Source organism: Streptomyces sp. NPDC060028 (genome assembly GCF_042736725.1).
Lineage (GTDB): Bacteria > Actinomycetota > Actinomycetes > Streptomycetales > Streptomycetaceae > Streptomyces.
This window is the reverse complement of the sequence record NZ_JBHWVJ010000001.1, coordinates 83,811-102,856: the sequence shown is the minus strand read 5'-3', so window position 1 is coordinate 102,856 and position 19,046 is coordinate 83,811. Positions and strand designations below refer to the sequence as shown.

The 19,046-nt window shown below is 72.5% G+C and carries 16 protein-coding genes; 11 read left to right on the top strand and 5 right to left on the bottom strand.

Annotated features, from left to right (window positions below):
• Positions 1-102 precede the first annotated feature (102 nt).
• Positions 103-1,050 carry an EamA family transporter RarD gene (rarD, locus tag ACFWBF_RS00510; RefSeq protein WP_385592860.1) on the top strand — a complete coding sequence of 316 codons (948 nt, stop codon included), beginning with the start codon at positions 103-105 and terminating at the stop codon, positions 1,048-1,050.
• 207 nt (positions 1,051-1,257) lie between these two features.
• On the top strand, positions 1,258-2,574 hold the full coding sequence (locus ACFWBF_RS00505; RefSeq protein WP_385592857.1) for a M28 family metallopeptidase: 1,317 nt from the start codon (positions 1,258-1,260) through the stop codon (positions 2,572-2,574).
• On the opposite strand, the gene ACFWBF_RS00500 is transcribed toward ACFWBF_RS00505, so the two are convergent.
• The 4 genes from ACFWBF_RS00500 to ACFWBF_RS00485 all read right to left on the bottom strand — a co-directional run bounded on the left by ACFWBF_RS00500 (position 2,571) and on the right by ACFWBF_RS00485 (position 5,740).
• Complete coding sequence (locus tag ACFWBF_RS00500) at positions 2,571-2,987, bottom strand: hypothetical protein (protein ID WP_385592855.1); 417 nt, start codon at positions 2,985-2,987, stop codon at positions 2,571-2,573. The genes ACFWBF_RS00505 and ACFWBF_RS00500 overlap by 4 nt on opposite strands.
• Positions 2,984-3,187: a hypothetical protein gene (locus ACFWBF_RS00495; protein ID WP_251050317.1), complete on the bottom strand. Its 204-nt coding sequence runs from the start codon at positions 3,185-3,187 to the stop codon at positions 2,984-2,986. Before ACFWBF_RS00495 ends, ACFWBF_RS00500 begins: the two co-directional genes overlap by 4 nt.
• 121 nt (positions 3,188-3,308) lie before the next feature.
• Complete coding sequence (locus tag ACFWBF_RS00490) at positions 3,309-4,505, bottom strand: outer membrane lipoprotein carrier protein LolA (protein WP_385592852.1); 1,197 nt, start codon at positions 4,503-4,505, stop codon at positions 3,309-3,311.
• A 224-nt stretch (positions 4,506-4,729) separates the two neighbouring features.
• A complete protein-coding gene (locus tag ACFWBF_RS00485; RefSeq protein WP_385592850.1) occupies positions 4,730-5,740 on the bottom strand; it encodes a polyprenyl synthetase family protein in 1,011 nt (336 codons plus the stop codon).
• A 190-nt stretch (positions 5,741-5,930) separates the two neighbouring features.
• Between ACFWBF_RS00485 and ACFWBF_RS00480 the strand changes: the two genes are divergently transcribed.
• Positions 5,931-7,448 carry a peptide MFS transporter gene (locus ACFWBF_RS00480; protein ID WP_385592847.1) on the top strand — a complete coding sequence of 506 codons (1,518 nt, stop codon included), beginning with the start codon at positions 5,931-5,933 and terminating at the stop codon, positions 7,446-7,448.
• A 34-nt stretch (positions 7,449-7,482) separates the two neighbouring features.
• Entirely contained in the window at positions 7,483-9,504 is a 2,022-nt protein-coding gene (locus ACFWBF_RS00475; RefSeq protein ID WP_385592844.1) for a CocE/NonD family hydrolase, read from the top strand.
• An 87-nt stretch (positions 9,505-9,591) separates the two neighbouring features.
• Here ACFWBF_RS00475 and ACFWBF_RS00470 read toward each other — a convergent pair whose 3' ends face one another.
• Positions 9,592-10,398: a Cof-type HAD-IIB family hydrolase gene (locus ACFWBF_RS00470; protein ID WP_385592842.1), complete on the bottom strand. Its 807-nt coding sequence runs from the start codon at positions 10,396-10,398 to the stop codon at positions 9,592-9,594.
• Positions 10,399-10,704: 306 nt separating this feature from the next.
• Between ACFWBF_RS00470 and fahA the strand changes: the two genes are divergently transcribed.
• The 7 genes from fahA to ACFWBF_RS00435 all read left to right on the top strand — a co-directional run bounded on the left by fahA (position 10,705) and on the right by ACFWBF_RS00435 (position 18,864).
• Positions 10,705-11,928, top strand: coding sequence for a fumarylacetoacetase (gene fahA / locus ACFWBF_RS00465; RefSeq protein WP_385592837.1), 1,224 nt, complete (start codon positions 10,705-10,707; stop codon positions 11,926-11,928).
• Between the two features lie 150 nt (positions 11,929-12,078).
• Positions 12,079-12,849, top strand: coding sequence for a GntR family transcriptional regulator (locus ACFWBF_RS00460; protein WP_385592832.1), 771 nt, complete (start codon positions 12,079-12,081; stop codon positions 12,847-12,849).
• 31 nt (positions 12,850-12,880) lie between these two features.
• Positions 12,881-13,108, top strand: a complete 228-nt coding sequence (locus ACFWBF_RS00455; RefSeq protein WP_385592829.1) for a ferredoxin family protein — start codon at positions 12,881-12,883, stop codon at positions 13,106-13,108.
• Between the two features lie 14 nt (positions 13,109-13,122).
• Positions 13,123-14,475: an ABC transporter substrate-binding protein gene (locus ACFWBF_RS00450; RefSeq protein WP_385592825.1), complete on the top strand. Its 1,353-nt coding sequence runs from the start codon at positions 13,123-13,125 to the stop codon at positions 14,473-14,475.
• Positions 14,472-15,389 (top strand): ABC transporter permease subunit, encoded by a 918-nt coding sequence (locus tag ACFWBF_RS00445; RefSeq protein ID WP_385592822.1) that lies wholly within the window; start codon positions 14,472-14,474, stop codon positions 15,387-15,389. Before ACFWBF_RS00450 ends, ACFWBF_RS00445 begins: the two co-directional genes overlap by 4 nt.
• Positions 15,386-16,144 (top strand): ABC transporter ATP-binding protein, encoded by a 759-nt coding sequence (locus ACFWBF_RS00440; RefSeq protein ID WP_385592819.1) that lies wholly within the window; start codon positions 15,386-15,388, stop codon positions 16,142-16,144. Before ACFWBF_RS00445 ends, ACFWBF_RS00440 begins: the two co-directional genes overlap by 4 nt.
• 11 nt (positions 16,145-16,155) lie before the next feature.
• On the top strand, positions 16,156-18,864 hold the full coding sequence (locus ACFWBF_RS00435) for a fumarate reductase/succinate dehydrogenase flavoprotein subunit (RefSeq protein WP_385592816.1): 2,709 nt from the start codon (positions 16,156-16,158) through the stop codon (positions 18,862-18,864).
• Positions 18,865-19,046: the final 182 nt, after the last annotated feature.

The window sequence follows — 19,046 nt, the reverse complement described above, 5'->3', positions numbered from 1 at the left end:
GCCCCACTCGATGTCATGAGTATCTCCTTGAAACAGTCATGACTTCCTGCCCGTTCGGCGCTACCGTCGTCAGGTTGGCTCAAAGTCGTAGTGGAGGCCCGCGTGAAGGCAGAGAACGAGCAGCGCACGGGTTTGCTCTACGGACTGGGCGCATACGGAATCTGGGGGCTGGTCCCCCTGTTCTGGCCCCTGCTCAGACCCTCCGGGGCCATCGAGATCCTCGCCCACCGCATGGTGTGGTCCGTGGCCGTGGTCGGCCTGGCGCTGCTCGTCCTGCGCCGCTGGAGCTGGATGGCCGAATTGCTGCGCCAGCCCCGCAAGCTCGCCCTGACCGCGCTCGCGTCCGTGCTGATCGCCGTGAACTGGGGCACGTACATCTGGGCCGTCAACAACGGCGCCGTCGTCGAGGCGAGCCTCGGCTACTTCATCACCCCCCTGGTCAGCATCGGTCTCGGCGTGCTCGTGTTCGGCGAGCGGCTGCGCCGCGTCCAGTGGGCGGCGGCGGGCATCGGCCTCGCCGCCGTCCTGGTCCTCGCCCTCGCGTACGGGCGTCCGCCGTGGCTCTCCCTGGTCCTGGCCGGCACCTTCGCGCTGTACGGGATGCTCAAGAAGAAGATCAACCTCGGCGGGCTGGAGTCCCTGACCGCCGAAACCGTGCTGCTGTTCCTGCCCGCCCTCGGCTATCTGGTGTGGCTGGCCGCGCGCGGCGAGTCCACCTTCGCCTCGCAGGGCACCGGGCACTCCCTGCTGCTCGCCGCGACCGGCCTGATCACCGCCATCCCGCTGGTGCTCTTCGGGGCGGCCGCGATCCGGGTCCCGCTGTCCACGCTGGGGCTGCTGCAGTACATGGCCCCGATGTTCCAGTTCGGGCTCGGCGTCGTGTACTTCCACGAGGCCATGCCGCCCGCCCGCTGGGCCGGCTTCTCGCTGGTCTGGGCGGCGCTGGCGATCCTCACCTGGGAGGCGCTGCGCACGGCGCGGCGGTCCCGGGCAGCGCGGCCGGCCGCGGCGCCCGCCACGGCGGTGGCGCCGGCCCGCGAGCCCGCGTAACAGCACACCCCTCGCACACACGATCCCCGCTTTGCAACACCGGTAGCGGGGATCGTCCGTTTTCCGAACTCACCTGACCGAATCGCGGTCTTGACTGACAGTCATCTTCTCGTTGAACATCAGGCTCGCACTGACGCACGCATGCTCACCCGCCATACCCCGCACGTTTCCGTTCACATCCCCAGTACGGAATCCCGGAGCCCCCACATGAGCCTGTCCGTCTCCCGGCGTCTCGCCGCCGTGGCCGCGATCGCGGTCACCGGCCTGTTCGCCGCGTCCTCCCCCGCCGCCCTCGCCGCCCCGGCGGCGGTCACCGCGGCGCCGACCCCTCCCGACATACCCGTCGCCAACGTCAAGGCGCACCTGGCGCAGCTCCAGAGCATCGCCACCAACAACGGCGGCAACCGCGCCCACGGCAAGCCCGGCTACAAGGCCTCGATCGACTACGTGAAGGCCAAGCTGGACGCGGCCGGCTTCACGACCGCGCTGCAGACCTTCACCTCCAGCGGCGCGACCGGCTACAACCTGATCGCCGACTGGCCCGGCGGCGACCCGAACTCGGTCCTGATGACCGGCGCGCACCTGGACTCGGTGAACGCGGGCCCGGGCATCAACGACAACGGCTCCGGCTCGGCCGGCATCCTGGAGACCGCGTTGGCGGTCTCCCGATCGGGCCTGCAGCCCACCAAGCACCTGCGCTTCGGGTGGTGGGGCGCCGAGGAGCTCGGCATGGTCGGGTCGAAGTACTACGTCAGCAACCTGCCGGCCGCCGAGAAGGCGAAGATCTCCGGCTACCTGAACTTCGACATGATCGGCTCGCCGAACCCGGGCTACTTCGTCTACGACGACGACCCGACCATCGAGCAGACCTTCAAGACGTTCTTCGCGGGGATCAGCGTCCCGACGGAGATCGAGACCGAGGGTGACGGCCGCTCCGACCACGCCCCGTTCAAGAACGCGGGCATCCCGGTGGGCGGCCTGTTCTCCGGCGCCGACTACACCAAGACGGCGGCCCAGGCCCAGAAGTGGGGCGGCACCTCCGGCCAGGCGTTCGACCGCTGCTACCACGCCTCCTGCGACACCTCGGCGAACATCAACGACACCGCCCTGGACCGCAATTCCGACGCCATCGCGTACTCGATCTGGACCCTGGGCGCGGCCACCACGGTGCCGCCCGGCCCGTCCTTCGAGAACACGGCGGACGTCAGCATCCCGGACTCCCCCGCCGCCGCGGTGACCTCCCCGATCACGGTCTCCGGCGTCACGGGCAACGCCCCGGCCACCACCAAGGTCGACGTGAACATCGTCCACACCTACCGCGGCGACCTGGTCATCGACCTGATCGCCCCGGACGGCACGGCGTACCGGCTGAAGAACTCCAGCTCGGACTCCGCGGACAACCTGGTGACCTCGTACACGGTCAACGCGTCGAGCGAGGTCGCCAACGGCGTCTGGAAGCTCCAGGTCAAGGACGTGGCCGCACAGGACGTCGGCTACATCAACAGCTGGAAGATCACCTTCTAGGACGGCGGCGCGGGCGAGGCCGGCGAGGCGTGCTGCGGGTCCCGCATACGGGCCCGCAGCTCCTCGGCGACCGCCGCGACATCGGCCCGTCCCAGCTTCGCGGCCTCCACCAGATCGCCGAGCTCCTCCGGCGTGGGCAGCTGTTGCGCCCCGGCGACGCGCAGGTACGAGCGGGTCGCGGCGGCCGCGTAGAACTCGTTCATCGGGGACTCCAGCGCCGGGCACACCGCGAGGGTGTGCAAAAACGCGGCGGCCCGCCACGCGGTGTCCGGGGCGGGCTGTTCGGGCACCAGGACGAGGTCGTTCTGGTGCCGGGCGACGGCGGCGGCCACCCCGGAGGGGTCCCACACGGCTGGATCCGACGGCAGATGGTGGGCCAGAGCGGTCCAGGCCCACTCCATGGTGATCTTCAATTCCCGAACCGCTCCTGGAAGTAGCCCCAGTGGTCGGCGAATTCGTCGATGCCGGACAGGAAGCTCTTCCGGTCCTCGTCGAGTTCGCGTTCCGTGACTTCGGTGATCAGCGCGGTGACCGTCGTCCCCAGCGCCGCCGCACGCGCCTTCAGGCGTTCGTGGAACTCTTCGTCCAGGCGGATGGTGACGTGTCTCGACATGCTTTTCACGGTACAGCGGCGCCGCTGTACGCAGGAGGGGAACGACGCAAGGGTGGGCAGGGACACAGTCCCCGCCCACCCTTGCGCGCTTCGCGTCGCCCGTCGGCGCTCCTTGCCGGCGTTACTTGTTGGCGTCGGCCGCCTTCACCAGCGCGTCCTTGGTCACCGCACCGACGTAGACCTTGCCGTCGTCGGTGATCAGGGCGTTGACCAGGCGGGTCTTGAAGACCCGGCCCTCGCCGAACTTCCCGGAGACCTTGTCCCCGAGGGCGTCGAGGAACTGCTTGGCCTCCTTCGGGGCGTTCTTGTCGTTCTCGAGGTCCTTGAGGTTCTTCTGCGCCCCGGTCTCGATACGGGCGATGCTCGCCCAGCCCTCGCCGAGCACCTTCGTCTCGCCCTTGCCGCCCGCGCCGCCGGTCAGACCGCTCAGGCCCGGGATCGAGTCCAGGGCCCCCAGGCCGTGCTCACCCTTGCCGTGGCCGCCCGCGCCGCCCTCGTTGACCTTGGCACCCTTGGGCGGGGTGAAGGCGAAGGAGTCGGCGGCCGGCTTGGCGAAGTCCACCTTCGTGAAGCCGGCGTCCACGATCGGCTTGCCGCCCTCGGTGGACAGCAGCTGCACGCGCAGCGGCACGCCGTTCTTGGCGTCGACGGCGATCTTGACCGAGGCGACCGTGGAGCCGCTCGCCTTCGGCTTCAGCACGAGCTGGTAGGCGTTTCGTCCGGCCACCTGCGCGGTGTCGCCGACGCTGATCTCGGTGGTGGGCCCGGCGGCCTTCAGGACCTCCTGGGCCATCTCCTGGGGCGAGGCGGCGAGCCGGTCGGCCGTCTTGTGCTCGGTGCCGCCCTTGACGCCGTCCGCGTTCTTCTCGTGGAAGACCTCGTTCGACTTGGAGTCGTATCCCCAGACGTCGTCGCCGTTGTGGATGAGGCTGTACTCGTCCTTGCCGTCCAGGAACGTGAGCTTCTGGCGGTCCGGACCGTCGGCGGCCACCCGGAAGGTGTGCGTGCCGTTCGCCAGCTGCGCGATCTTGTCCTCGGGGTCGGCCGAGCCCCCGGCGATGCCCGAGCCGCCGAGCAGGCCGGTCGCCAGTTTCGGCAGGCCCAGATCCGTACTGATCTTGGCGCTGCCGGACAGCTGCTGGACGTCGGAGGCCGCGACCTTCTCGATGAGCTGCTGGGCCGTCACCGCCGGCAGGTCCGGGCCCCCGGTGTTCGCGAAGGCGGGAACCATCGCGATGGCCCCTGCGGCTACGCCGAACACCGCGACCGGTACGGCGTACCGTGCGGCCTTGCGGGAAGTCTTCGCGTTCGCTGCCATGTCAGTGCCCTGCCCTCTGTGTCCACGGTGGCGGCCCGGGTGTCGCGCCACACTCACTCGATCCGGTGGGGTTGATGACTCCATCTGACCAAATCGGGGGCTTCGGGGCGTCACTCCCCGGCATCAACTCCGTGTACGACCGTGGGATGACATGGAAAGGGCCCTTCTCCCCCGACCCGTAAGGGTCGACGGGGGCGGAAGGGCCCGTTCCGCTGCCAGAGGTCCTACCCGGCGCGGTGCACCACCGCGTCGCACAGCTCTTCCAGGGCCGACTTCGCGAAGCACTCCGGCAGCGGTGCCAGCGTGGCCCGCGCCTCCTGCGCGTAGCGGATGGTGTCCTGGCGGGCCTGCTCCAGCGCGGGGTGCACCCGCAGCCGCGACAGCGCCTCGGCGTGCCGGACGTCGTCCGTCAGGTCCCCGTCCAGGAGCCGTACGAGCTCCAGGTCCTCGGCCCTGCCCTCACGGGCCGCCGTCTCGCGCAGCCGCAGCACGGGCAGCGTCGGGATGCCCTCGCGCAGGTCGGTGCCCGGGGTCTTGCCGGACTCGTGCGAGTCGGAGGCGATGTCGAGGACGTCGTCGGCCAGTTGGAAGGCGGTGCCGAGCCGCTCGCCGTACTGGGTCAGGATGTCGACCACGGCCTCGTCGGCGCCGGACATCAGCGCGCCGAACCGGCCGGAGACGGCGATCAGCGAGCCGGTCTTGCCGGCGATGACGTCGAGGTAGTGCGCGACCGGGTCGCGGCCGTCGCGGGGACCGGCCGTCTCCAGGATCTGGCCCGTCACCAGCCGCTCGAAGGCCTCGGCCTGGATCCGGACGGCCTCGGGCCCGAGGTCCGCAAGGATGTGCGAGGCACGGGCGAACAGGAAGTCACCCGTCAGGACGGCCACCGAGTTGCCCCAGCGGGCATTGGCGCTCTCCACGCCCCGGCGCACGTCCGCCTCGTCCATGACGTCGTCGTGGTAGAGCGTCGCCAGATGGGTGAGCTCCACGACCACCGCGGAGGGCACGATCCCGGGCGCGTACGGATCACCGAACCGCGACGCGAGCATCACGAGCAGCGGCCGGAACCGCTTGCCGCCGGCCCGGACCAAATGCTGTGCGGCCTCGGTGATGAAGGGGACTTCGCTCTTGGTGGCTTCCAGCAGACCCGCCTCGACGGCGGCCAGTCCGGCCTGGACATCGGTCTCAAGAGCCTGGTCCCGCACGCTCAGTCCGAACGGCCCGACGACGGTCACGAGGGGTACTCCTGTCTGCTGACGATCACGTTGACGATCACATGGATTGTCGATGTGTCGCTGCCATCACTCAAGCCAGCGTATCCGGTCTGTTTTCGATCACCCAGAGCGCCTGCCCGGTCGCCGCACACACACTGCCCGTTCCGCACCGGTATGTTCGTGAGGAGCCGAAACAACCGGAGAGTACGTTTTGTCCAGAATTGCGACCGACCTAGGGGAACCTGGCGACCCGGCGGCGGACCAGCCGCCGGCCCGCGACGACCGCGCCTTCCTCGGACACCCCCGGGGCCTCGCCACCCTGTCCGGCCTGGAGGTCTGGGAGCGCTTCTCGTTCCTGGGCATGCAGGCCATCCTCGTCCTCTACTTCGCGGACACGGTGGCCAATGGCGGCCTGGGGATGAACCCGGGCACCGCGGCCTCCGTCTCGGCGGCCTACGGGACCATGGTCTACCTCGTCTCCGTCGCCGGCGGGTGGCTCGCCGACAGGATCCTCGGCTCGTACCGCGCCGTCCTGTGGGGCGGCATCCTGATCGCCTGCGGACACTACGCCATGGCCGTGCCCAGCGCCGCCATGACCTGGGCGGGCCTCGGCCTGATCAGCGCGGGCACCGGCCTGCTCAAGCCGAACGTGGCCAGCATGGTCGGCAAGCTGTACCGGACGGACGACGACCGGCGCGACGCCGGCTTCGCGCTCTACTACATGGCCATCAACATCGGCGCCTTCGCCGGACCGCTGGTCACCGGCTGGCTCGGCGAACACCAGGGCTGGCACTGGGGCTTCTCCGCCGCCGCCATCGGCATGACCGCGGGCCTGATCCAGTACGTCGTCGGACGCCGCCACCTGGCCGGACGCAAGCACTCCGCCGAGTTCGCGCTCGCGCCCGACGCGATGCGCGCCGCCGTCTGGAAGATCGCCGGCGGGCTCCTCGCCGCCGCCGCGCTCGCCACCCTGCTGGCCGGCCTGGGCTGGCTGACCATGGGCCGCTTCGTGGACCTGCTCACCCTGATCTCGGTGATCGCACCCGTCGTCTACTTCGCCGTCATGTTCCGCAGCCCCCAAGTCAGCGCCGAGGAGCGCGGGCGGCTGCGCCCGTACGTCGTCCTCTTCCTGGCCTCGGTCGCCTTCAACTTCATCCTCTTCCAGGCGTACTCGACGATGATGCTGCTCGCGTCGACGAACGCCCGGACCGAGATCCTGGGCTTCCACTTCCCGGTCGGCTGGTACGCCTCGGCGCTCGGCGCCTTCGAGGTGGCGCTCGCCCCGGTCGTGGCCGCGCTCTGGGTCCGGATGGGCCGCCGCCAGCCGCACGTCTCGAACAAGATCGCCATCGGTGTGGTCCTGGGCGGCCTGTCCTTCCTGCTGATGGTCATCCCGACCTCGGGCCACGGCGGGGACACCTACCGGATGGCCGCCTGGTGGATCGTCGGCTCGTACCTGCTGCTCGGACTCGGCGACGTCCTGCTGCAGACCTCCGGCATGTCGGCCACCACCAAACTCGCCCCCAAGGCCTTCACCAGTCAGACCATGGCCCTGTGGTTCCTGTCGCTGGCGCTCGCCAACGGCATCCAGGCGCAGGTCGTCAAGCTCTACGGCGAGGTCTCCAACCCCGTCTACTTCGGCGTCAACGGCTCCATCGCGGTCGTGGTCGGCCTGGCCGTGATCGCCTTGGCGCCGTGGCTGCGGCGCACGATGTACCCCGTCCACTGAGGCTGCGGCCGAGGCGATTGGTGGCTGAACACCGATGATCATCCGTACCGATTTCCCGTACGAGACCACCCACGAGGACGTCCGGATCCGGCTCCGCGACGGGGTCGAGCTGTACGCCCGGATCTGGCGCCCGGTGACGGACGAACCCGTACCGGCGCTGCTGGAGTACCTCCCGTACCGGCTCACCGACTGGACCGCGCCGCGCGACTGGCAGCGCCACCCCTGGTACGCGGGGCACGGCTACGCCTCCGTACGGGTCGACGTGCGCGGCCACGGCTGCAGCGGCGGGCTCCCGGGCGACGAGTACGACGCGCAGGAGCTCGCCGACGGGGTCGCGGTGGTGGAGTGGCTGGCGGCCCAGCCCTGGTGCACGGGGTCGGTGGGGATGTTCGGGATCTCCTGGGGCGGTTTCAACAGCCTCCAGATCGCGGCGCTCGCCCCCGAGCCGCTCAAGGCCGTGGTCACCGTCTGCTCCACGGACGACCGGTACGACAACGACGTGCACTACATGGGCGGCTCGGTGCTGGCCGTGGACATGCACGCGTGGGCGGCGACCATGCTGGCCTTCGCCGCGCGCCCGCCGGACCCGCTGTTCGTGGGCGACGGCTGGCGGGGGCAGTGGCTGGACCGGCTGGAATCACTCGAACCCCTCGTCCACACCTGGCTCTCGCACCAGACGCGGGACGGGTACTGGCGCCACGGCAGCGTCTGTGAGGACTACACGGCGATCGGCGCGGCGGTCCTCGCGGTGGGCGGCTGGCACGACCCGTACCGGGACACCGTGCTGCGGCTCGTCGAGCACCTGCCGGCCGGGCGGGTACGGGGGCTGATCGGGCCGTGGTCGCACCAGTACCCGGACCGCGGGCTCCCGCCGGGCCCGGCGATCGGCTTCCTCCAGGAGACGCTGCGCTGGTGGGACCACTGGCTCAAGGGCGCCGACAACGGGGTGATGGACGAGCCGCTGCTGCGCTCCTGGATCAGCGAGTCCCATCCGCCGGCGACCGTCTACCCGGAGCTCGCGGGCCGCTGGGTGGGCGACACGGCGTGGCCGTCGCCGGCCGTGGAGACGGTCTCGTACGCCCTCCAGGGCGCGCCGGTGGTCGTGGCGTCCCCGCAGCACACGGGGCTGGACGCGGGCCGGTTCTTCCCCTTCGGCAACGACGCGGACCTGCCGCCGGACCAGCGGGAGGAGGACGCGAAGTCGGCGTGCTTCGAGTTCCCCGTCGGGGGCGGGCCGGGCACGGCGCCGGTGGAGATCCTCGGGCGGCCGCGGGTCACCGTACGCCTGCGGCTGGACGTCCCGTACGGCCAGGTGGTGGCGCGGCTGTGCGACGTGGCGCCCGACGGGTCCTCGACGCTGGTCACGCGGGGCGCGCTGAACCTCTCCGCGCGGCAGGGGCGGGACAAGGCGGTGCCGTGGCAGACGGGCGCGTACGAGGACGTGACCTTCGAACTGAACGGCATCGGCCACGCGTTCGCTCCGGGGCACCGGATCCGGCTGGCCCTCTCCTCGGCGTACTGGCCGTGGATCTGGCCGCGGGCCGGGTCCGAGGCGGGCTGGACCCTGGAGCCGGCGGGCAGCTCGCTGGAGCTCCCGGTACGGGATGCGGGCTCGCCCGCGGCGTACCAGGAGGAGGTCCTCTTCGAGGCGCCGGAGCAGTCGGAGCCGCTGGGGGTGGTCTACCCGGCGACGCTGGACGAGCCGCGGCCGGAGCGGCTCGTCGTACGGGACGTCGCGCGCGGGAGCCGGCGGCTGGAGGTGGACCCGCGGTACGGGGGCACGCGGGTGTACCCGGACGGGCTGGAGTACAGCGAGGACGCGGAGGAGGTCTACGAGATCCAGGAGTCCGACCCGCTGTCGGCCCGGACCCGGTCGGACTGGCGGATCCGGCTGCACCGGCCGGAGCTGGGCTGGGACGTGCGGGTCGAGACGCGGTCGGAGATCTCATGCGACGAGGGCGGCTTCGTCACGTCGAACGAGGTGGTGTGCCGGGAGGGTGACGAGGTGGTCTTCCACCGCACGTGGGAGCGGCGGCTGCCGCGCGCGGCGGGCTGAACCGCCCCGGCGGGCGGCCCCGGGGCTCCGCCCCGGGGCCCGTGCCTCGAACGCCGGCGGGGCCGGTTCTTTCAGCCCCCCGCACCGCTACGCGAACAACCGCTCCAGCACCACCGCGATGCCGTCGGCTTCGTTCGACAGCGTGACCTCGTCCGCGACCGCGACCAGCTCGCGGTGCGCGTTGGCCATGGCCACCCCGTGCGCGGCCCACGCGAACATCGGGATGTCGTTCGGCATGTCGCCGAAGGCGATGGTCGAGGCGGCGGCCGCCCCCAGGACCTCCGCGGCCCGCGCGAGCCCGCTCGCCTTGTCGATGCCCGGCGGCTGGAGTTCCACCGTGTGCTCCCCCGCCATCGTGACGTTCACCAGGTCACCGACGACCGACCGGGCGACCCGGGTCAGTTCGTCGTCGTCCAGTTCGGGGTGCTGGAGCAGGACCTTGTTGATCGGCGCCGCCCACAGGTCGGCCCGTCGCGCCACCCGGACCGTCGGCAGGTGCGGGTGCCACATCCGGTAGCCCGGCCCCATCAGCATCTCCGCGTCCACGCCCTCCTGGTTGACCGCCGCGTAGACCTCGCCGATCTCCGCCTCGATCTTCCCCAGCGCGACGTCCGCCAGCTCCCGGTCCAGGGACACGGAGTGCAGCAGGCGCCCGCGCGCCGTGTCGTACACCTGCGCGCCCTGTCCGCACACCGCGAGCCCGGTGTAGCCGAGGCCGTCGAGGACGTGGCGGACCTGCGGGACCGGGCGGCCGGTGACGATGATGTGCCGGGCGCCGGCCGCGCGGGCCGTCGCGAGCGCCGTGTGGGAGCGGGCCGAGACGGTGTCTCCGGCGCGCAGCAGAGTCCCGTCCAGGTCAGTGGCGATCAAGTCATAGGGGAGGGCGGAAGTCACGGCGCCAAGGATACGGACCCTCTTGGACAAGTCCTACAAATATGGCCCGAATCCGGCCTCACGCATGCCTCACCAACCACTTGATGCACTCCTGGATCCGAAGCCGACCATAGGACCCCGCCTCGCCGGCACATGCCAAAAGATCAGATATGACCGGAACTGGGCATATCTGGCCGGGCCCGACCTCACGGGTGTGTTTCATCTCCGCCCGGGGGCCCGCGCTTTCGCCCGGGAACCTGGGTAGCGTGTGCCGCACTGTGTCTTCCGGGCCACCCCCGGACCGCATCGAAAGCGAGGCCGCACCCCATGCCCCAGCAGAGCCCCCTCGATGTACCCGAGGGCGACCCGTTCGGGCCGCACAACCTCCCGTACGGCGTCTTCTCCACCAGCGGGGACGCCCGCCGCCGCATCGGTGTGCGGATCGGCGGACACGTGCTCGACGCCGGCGCGACCGCGGCCGCGCTCGGTTCCCCGTACGCCGCGCTGCTCGGCCACGGCTCCCTCAACCCGCTGCTCGCCGCCGGCCGCACCGCCTGGCGCGACGTGCGCCGCGCGCTGACCGCCTGGGTCACCGACCCCGGCCACCGGCCCGCCGTGGAGCCGCACCTGCTGCCGCTGGACGAGGTCGAGCTGCACCTGCCGTACGAGGTCGCCGACTACGTCGACTTCTACGCGAGCGAGAACCACGCCACCAACGTCGGCCGGATCTTCCGCCCGGACGGCGACGCGCTGACGCCCAACTGGAAGCACCTGCCGATCGGTTACCACGGCCGCGCCGGCACGATCGTGGTCTCGGGCACCGACGTCGTACGCCCCTGCGGCCAGCGCAAGGCCCCCACCGACCCGGCGCCCGTCTTCGGCCCGTCGGTCAAGCTCGACATCGAGGCCGAGGTCGGCTTCGTCGTCGGCGCCCCCTCCGAGCTGGGCCGCCCGGTGGCGCTGGGCGAGTTCGAGGACCACGTCTTCGGCCTCTTCCTGCTCAACGACTGGTCCGCGCGCGACATCCAGGCCTGGGAGTACGTGCCGCTGGGCCCCTTCCTCGGCAAGTCCTTCGCCACCTCCGTCTCCGCCTGGGTCACCCCCCTGGAGGCACTGGACGCCGCCCGGGTCGCCCCGCCGGCCCGCGACTTCCCGCTCCTGCCGTACCTGGACGACGCGGACGCCGACCGCCCCGGCGGCTTCGACCTGCGCATCACCGTCTCGATCAACGGGCAGGAGGTGGCCCGCCCGCCGTTCGCGTCGATGTACTGGACCGCCGCCCAGCAGCTCGCCCACATGACCGTCAACGGCGCCTCCCTGCGCACCGGCGACGTCTACGGCTCCGGCACCGTCAGCGGCCCGGACGCCGACCAGCGCGGCTCGCTGCTGGAGCTCACCTGGAACGGCCGCGACGCCATCGAACTCGCCGACGGCAAGCGCACCTTCCTGGAGGACGGGGACACCGTCACCCTCACCGCCTGGGCCCCGGGCGCCGCGGGCACCCGCGTCGGCCTCGGCGAGGTCACCGGCCGCATCGTGGGCACCCGCTAGTCCGCCCTTCGGGACAGCCGGTCCCGGCGGGGTGGCGGAACTTGTCACCACCCCGCCGAAACCGCAGGTCACAGCCCTGCGGATGAGCCGCCCGGTGGCGCAACACTGCGGCAACACCACCGACGCCGCCCCCTCGGTATGTTCCGTGCCATGCCAGCCGAACGCACCGCCACGCACACCGTCCCGGTCGCCGCCGCGCGCCGGCGGCGGCTGCGCGCGGACCAGGCACGGCAGCTCGCCGACCTGCTGCGCCACCAGATCCTGGCGGGCGGCTACCCCGGTGGGGTCCTGCCCCTGGAGGACACCCTCGCCGCCGACTACGGCGCCGGCCGCAACACCGTCCGCCAGGCCCTCGACCTGCTGCGCGGCGAGCGACTCGTCGAACGCCGGCCGGGCGTGGGCACCGTCGTCGTCTGCGAGAAGTTCCCGCACGGCCTGGACCGCCTCCAGGGCCTGGCCGAAACCCTCCACGAGCACGGCCGGGTGACCAACGAGGTCCGCACGGTCGGCCCCGTCCGCGCACCGGCCCCCGTGGCGGCCCGGCTGCGCCTGCCCGAGCACGCCGACGTGCTCTACATCGAACGGCTGCGCCGCCTGGGCGGCCTGCCGCTCTCGCTCGACCTCACGTACATCCCCCTGGACATCGGCGCCGAGCTGCTCGGCTGCGACCTGGAGAACACCGACGTCTTCCGGCTGCTGGAATCCCTGACCGGGCAGCCCCTCGGCCACGCCGAGATCACCCTCGAGGCCGTCAACGCCGACGCGCACTCCGCCACCGTCCTGCAGGCCCCGCGCGGGGCCGCCGTACTGATGCTGGAGCGCCTCACCCACCTGGGCGACGGCCGGCCCGTGGACCTGGAGTTCATCCGCTTCCGCGGCGACCGGATCACCATGAGCGGCCTGTTGCGCCGCTCCCTCTGAGCCCCTGCTCACCCCTTTCCTGGAGACAGCCATGCCTGTGGTCCCCCAGCGCGGCGACGTGCCCGTGACCATCGACGAGTCCCTGTGCATCGAGGGCTGCACCCTCTGCGTCGACATGTGTCCGCTCGACTCGCTCGCGATCCGCGAGGACAACGGCAAGGCGTACATGCACGTGGACGAGTGCTGGTACTGCGGCCCGTGCGCCGCCCGCTGTCCCACCGGCGCGGTGACCGTCAACTTGCCCTACCTGCTCCGGTGAAAGGCCCGATCCCCATGCGTACGCGTACCAAGGCAGTCGCACCCGCCCTCGCCCTGCTCCTCGCCCCGCTGGCCACCGCGTGTGGCGGCGACGCGTCCGGGGCCCCGGGGCCCAAGACGGTCACCGTGACCGTCGGCTACCAGTCCAAGACCATCAACACCGTCACCGCAGGCACGCTGCTGCGCTCCCTCGGATACTTCGAACAGGAGCTCGCGGCGCGCGGCAAGCAGGACGGGATCACCTACAAGGTCGACTGGCAGGACTACGCCACCGGCGCCCCGATCACCGCCCAGATGACCGCCGGGAAGATCGACATCGGCTCGATGGGCGACTTCCCGCTGCTGATCAACGCGGCGCGCGGCAAGGAACTGAAACAGCCCACCCGCCTCGTCGCCGTGACCGGCTACAACCTGCGCGGCGGCCTCAACACCGTGGTCACCGCGCCCGACTCGAAGCTGGAGTCCCTCGCCGACCTGCGCGGCAAGAAGGTCTCCACCTCGGTCGGCTCCGCCGCGGACGGCACCCTCGTACGGGCCCTGCAGCGCGCCGGCATCGACCCCGGGTCGGGCATCCAGAAGCTCAACCAGCAGCCCAGCGTCGGCGCTTCGGCCCTCCAGGCGGGCAGCGCCGACGCGCTGTCGCAGTTCGTGGCATGGCCGGGCCAACTCGCCTACGAGGGACGGGCCAAGGCCCTGTACGACGGCGCCGAGCTGAACCTGCCGACCTTCCACGGGGTCACGGTCCGGGAGAAGTTCGGGCGCGAACGGCCCGGCGTACTGGAGGACTTCCTGCGGGCGCAGCGCAAGGCCACCGACCACCTGCGCACCGAGCCGGTCGCCGCGGCCGAGTCCGTCGCCAAGGAGACGGGGCTGCCGGCCGAGGTGGTGTACCTGTACAACGGCGCGAACGGCATCGCGACCTTCGACCCGGCGCTGCGGCCCGAGCTGATCGACGCGCTGAAGCAGGACGTGCCGGTGCTGAAGGACGCGAAGCTCGTCGGGGACGTGGACGTGGACGCCTTCGTGGACCCCGAACCCCTGAAGCGGGCGTCGGCCGGCGCGCCCGAGTACCCGAAGGCCGCCGCGCCCCGCGCCGAGCTGTGGCTGCGCGGCCAGAGCCGCACGCAGAGCTTCGACTCCCCGCGCGAGCTCCTCAAGGCCGCCCGGGGCGCGGACGTCCGCGCCGCCTACGTGCCGGACGCGGTGACCGGGACCCTCTGGTTCGCGGACAAGGCCGTCTGGGTGGCCGAGGGCGCCGAGCTGCGCGCCTTCGTCACCCCCGCGGGCGCCAAGGCGTACGTCGGCCAGCACCAGGACAGCGGGGCGCGCATCGTGAGCTTCGCCGAGGCCGGAGCGCTGGTGCCGTGACGGCCGGCCGCTGGCTGCTGCGGGCGGCTTCGCTCGGCGCGGCGCTCCTGCTGTGGCAGGCGCTGACCTCGCTGGACGTGAACCTGTGGCTGCGCTTCGAGCAGTTTCCGACGGTGGGCGAGGTGGCGGCGAAGTTCGCCGAGCGGGCCGGCACCGGGCCCTACTGGCAGGACCTGGCCTTCAGCCTGCGCCGGATCGTGGCGGGCTTCGCACTCGCGGCCGTCCTCGGCGTGGCCGTGGGCACGACGGTGGCCCGGTCCCGGATCGCGGACGACCTGCTGGGCCCGCTGCTGGAGGTGCTGCGTCCGATCCCGGCCATCGCGCTGGTCCCGGTGGCGATCCTGCTGTTCCCGTCCAACGAGCAGGGGATCGTGTTCATCACCTGCACCGCCGCCTTCTTCCCGGTGCTGGTCTCGACGCGGCACGCGGTGCGGGCGCTGACGCCGGTGTGGGAGGAGGCGGTCCTGACGATGGGCGGCGGGCGGACGCGGATCCTGTTCTCCGTGGTCCTGCCCGGGGCCCTGCCCGGCATCTTCGGGGGACTGTCCGTCGGCATCGGGGTGGCCTGGATCTGCGTGATCTCGGCCGAGATGATCTCCGGGGAGTACGGCGTCGGCTACCGGACCTGGCAGGACTACACGGTGGTGGACTACCCCGCCGTGTTCGTCGGCATGGCCACCATCGGCGCACTGGGCTGGCTGACGTCCACCGCGGTGGAGCGCGCGGGCCGCCGCCTGACGCGCTGGCTCCCGTCCCGCGGAGCCGCGGCCCCGCCGGCCCGGCCGGTGCGCGGCCCCAGGGTGGCGGCGCCCGGTCCCCGGTCGGCCGCCCGGTGGCCCGCCCGGGCGCCCGTACCGGGCGGCGAGCCCGCGCCGGACGGTCCGCAGACCCGTACCCGAGAGGTGGCCCCGTGAGCCTGACCGACACCCAGAGCGGCACCCGGACCGCCGCCGAGGCCCGCGGGGCCCGCCTCGCCCTGCGCGGTGCCCGGCTCGGCCACCGCGGCGGCGCGGTCCTCGACGGGATCGACCTCACCGTCGAGCCCGGCGAGGTGCTGGCCGTCGTGGGCCCGTCCGGCTGCGGGAAGTCCACGCTGCTGCGCACACTGGCCGGGCTGCTGGCGCCGCTCGGCGGGGTGGTGGAGCAGGACGGCGCCCCGGTCACCGGACCGGGCGCCGACCGGGCGCTCGTCTTCCAGGACGACGCCCTGCTCCCCTGGCGCACGGTCCGGGCCAACGTCGAACTCCCGCTCGCGATCGGCGGCGGGCGGCTGCCCCGTGCCGAGCGGCGGCGCGCCGCCGGGCAGTGGCTGGAGCGGGTCGGGCTCGCCTCGCACGCCGGCCGGCTCCCGCACCAGCTCAGCGGCGGACAGCGCCAGCGCGTGCAACTGGCCCGCGCCCTCGCCGCACGCCCCCGCGCCGTCCTGATGGACGAGCCCTTCGGCGCGCTGGACGCCCAGACCCGCGCCGAGATGCAGGACCTCCTCGTGGAGGTGCTCGCCGGCACCGGAGCGACGGTCGTCTTCGTCACCCACGACGTCGACGAGGCCCTGTTCCTCGGCGACCGCGTCGCGCTGCTCGCCGCCGGCGAGGTGGTGCCCGTACCGCACCCGCGCGACCGCGCCGCCGTACCCGCCGGTCTCCGGCAACAGATCATCAACTCACTCTGAAGGGCCGCACCATGGACATCCCCGCCCTCGACGAAGCCGAGGAAATCTCCTGCGACGTCCTCGTCATCGGCGGCGGCACCGCCGGCACGATGGCGGCGCTGACCGCGGCCGAGCGCGGCGCCCGGGTGCTGCTCCTGGAGAAGGCGCACGTACGGCACTCCGGCGCCCTCGCCATGGGCATGGACGGGGTCAACAACGCCGTCGTACCCGGCCGCGCCGAACCGGACGACTACGTCGCCGAGATCACCCGCGCCAATGACGGCATCGTCGACCAGTCCACCGTCCGCCAGACCGCCACCCGCGGCTTCGCGATGGTGCGGCGACTGGAGTCGTACGGGGTGAAGTTCGAGAAGGACGAGCACGGTGAGTACGCGGTGCGCCAGGTCCACCGCTCGGGCTCGTACGTGCTGCCCATGCCCGAGGGCAAGGACGTCAAGAAGGTCCTCTACCGGCAGCTGCGCCGCCGCGAGATGCGCGAGCTGATCCGCATCGAGAACCGGGTGATGCCCGTCCGGGTCCTCACCTCGCCCGAGGACGGCCGGGCGATCGGCGCGGCCGCCTTCAACACCCGTACCGGCGCCTTCGTGACGGTCCGGGCGGGGGCCGTGATCCTGGCGACGGGCCCGTGCGGACGGCTCGGACTGCCGGCTTCCGGATACCTGTACGGGACGTACGAGAACCCCACCAACGCCGGGGACGGGTACGCGATGGCGTACCACGCGGGCGCGGCGCTGACCGGGATCGAATGCTTCCAGATCAACCCGCTGATCAAGGACTACAACGGCCCGGCCTGCGCGTACGTAGCGAACCCCTTCGGCGGCTACCAGGTCAACCGGCACGGCGAGCGCTTCGTGGACTCCGACTACTGGTCCGGGCAGATGATGGCCGAGTTCGCGGCCGAACTCGACTCGGACCGGGGGCCGGTGTACCTCAAGCTCAGCCACCTGCCGGAGGAGTCGGTGGCCTCGCTCGAATCGATCCTGCACACCACCGAACGCCCCACCCGCGGCACCTTCCACGCGGGCCGCGGCCACGACTACCGCACGCACGACGTCGAGATGCACATCTCGGAGATCGGGCTGTGCGGCGGCCACTCGGCCTCCGGCGTACGGGTGGACGAGCGGGCCCGCACCACCGTGCCGCGCCTGTACGCGGCCGGGGACCTGGCCTCCGTACCGCACAACTACATGATCGGGGCCTTCGTCTTCGGGGACCTGGCGGGCGAGGACGCCGCCCAGTACCGCCCGCACGAGGGCGCCCTGCCGGCGGACCAGCTGGCGGCGGCGCACGAGCTGATCTACCGGCCGCTGCGCCACCCCGAAGGTCCGCCGCAGCCGCAGGTGGAGTACAAGCTGCGGCGCTTCGTGAACGACTACGTGGCCCCGCCCAAGACGGGCGCTAAACTGTCGCTGGCCGTGGCGGCCTTCGACCGGATGACCGGCGAGATCGCGCAGATGGGGGCCACCACCCCGCACGAGCTGATGCGCTGCGCCGAGGTGTCCTTCATCCGGGACTGCGCGGAGATGGCGGCCCGGTCCTCCCTGGCGCGCACGGAGTCGCGGTGGGGGCTCTACCACGAGCGCCTCGACCATCCGAAGCGGGACGACGCGGGCTGGCTGCACCACCTGGACCTGCGCAAGTCGGCTTCCGGGGCGATGGAGTTCACGGCCCGCCCGGTGGAGCCGTACCTCGTGCCCGTCCCGGAGTTCACCCCGACCGGCGGCCCCTCCCGGCACCTCGGCGAGGTGGCCCTGCTGCCCGTGGCGACGGCCGGACCCCGCGAGGCCGCCCCGGCGGCGCGACCGGCGGCGCGGGCCGCCGGGGGCGTCGGCGGATCAGGCGGCGCGCCCTCCTCGCCGCGGATCCTGGAACTCCTCGCCCTGGCGGAGGAGTCCCCCGACCTGGACGCCCTGCGGGCCTACCTCGAAGACCCCGACGCCTCGGTACGGGCCGCCGCCGTGGCCGCGATCGGCGAGAGCGTCCCGGAGGGCGCGGGCCCGGCGCTGGCCGCCCGGCTGGCCGACGCGGCACCGGCCGTGCGCGCCGCGGCGGCGGCCGCCCTGCGCGAGCTGCTGGAGGTGCTCCCCGCGGACCCGGAGCTCGCCACCGCCCTGCACGCGGCCCTGGCCGTCGCCGACCCCGCCGTGCGCTCGGCCGCGCTGGAGGCCCTGCGGGCCCTGCGGCTGGGCGACGCGGAGCGGTACGCGCGCTCCCTCGCGGACGCCGACGTGGAGGTCCGCATCCACGCGGTACGGGCGCTGGTCTCGGTGGACGCGACCGCGGAGCTGGCGCGGGCCGCCGGGGATCCGGCCCGCGAGGTCCGGGTGGCGGTGGCCAAGGGCCTGGCCTCCGTACGCGGGGCCGCGCCCGACCCGCTGGACCCGCTGCTGTCGGACCCCGACCCGCTGGTACGGGGCGCGGCCCTGGCGGCGCTGGCGTCGACCGGCTGCCCGGCCCCGTACGCGGGCATCGCGGTGGCCGCGCTGGCGGACCCGGCCTGGCAGGTACGGGCGGGAGCCGCGGCGGCCCTCGCGGCGGCCGGACCGCAGGCGGCGGTCGGCCCGTTGGCGGCGGCCCTGGCCGATGCCAACGCGGACGTCCGCAAGGCCGCGGTCCTCGCCCTGCTGGCCCACCGCACCACCCCGGCGGCCGCCGCGGCCCTCGACACGGCCACCGCCGACCCGGACGCGGACGTGCGGGCGTACGCCTCCCGGGGCTAGGACGGTCTCGGCGGGACGGCGGCGGACGGAAAGTTCCCAGGTCAGCCGCCGCATCACACCCCGCACGTTCGGCGGTGGAAGGAGAACCCGTCCGGCCTGAGCGGCTCGCGGGGCCCCCGTTTGGAGGCGTGCCGCGTGCAACCCCGCCACGGCGCCTGGATGGTGGACGAAAGCCCCCGAAC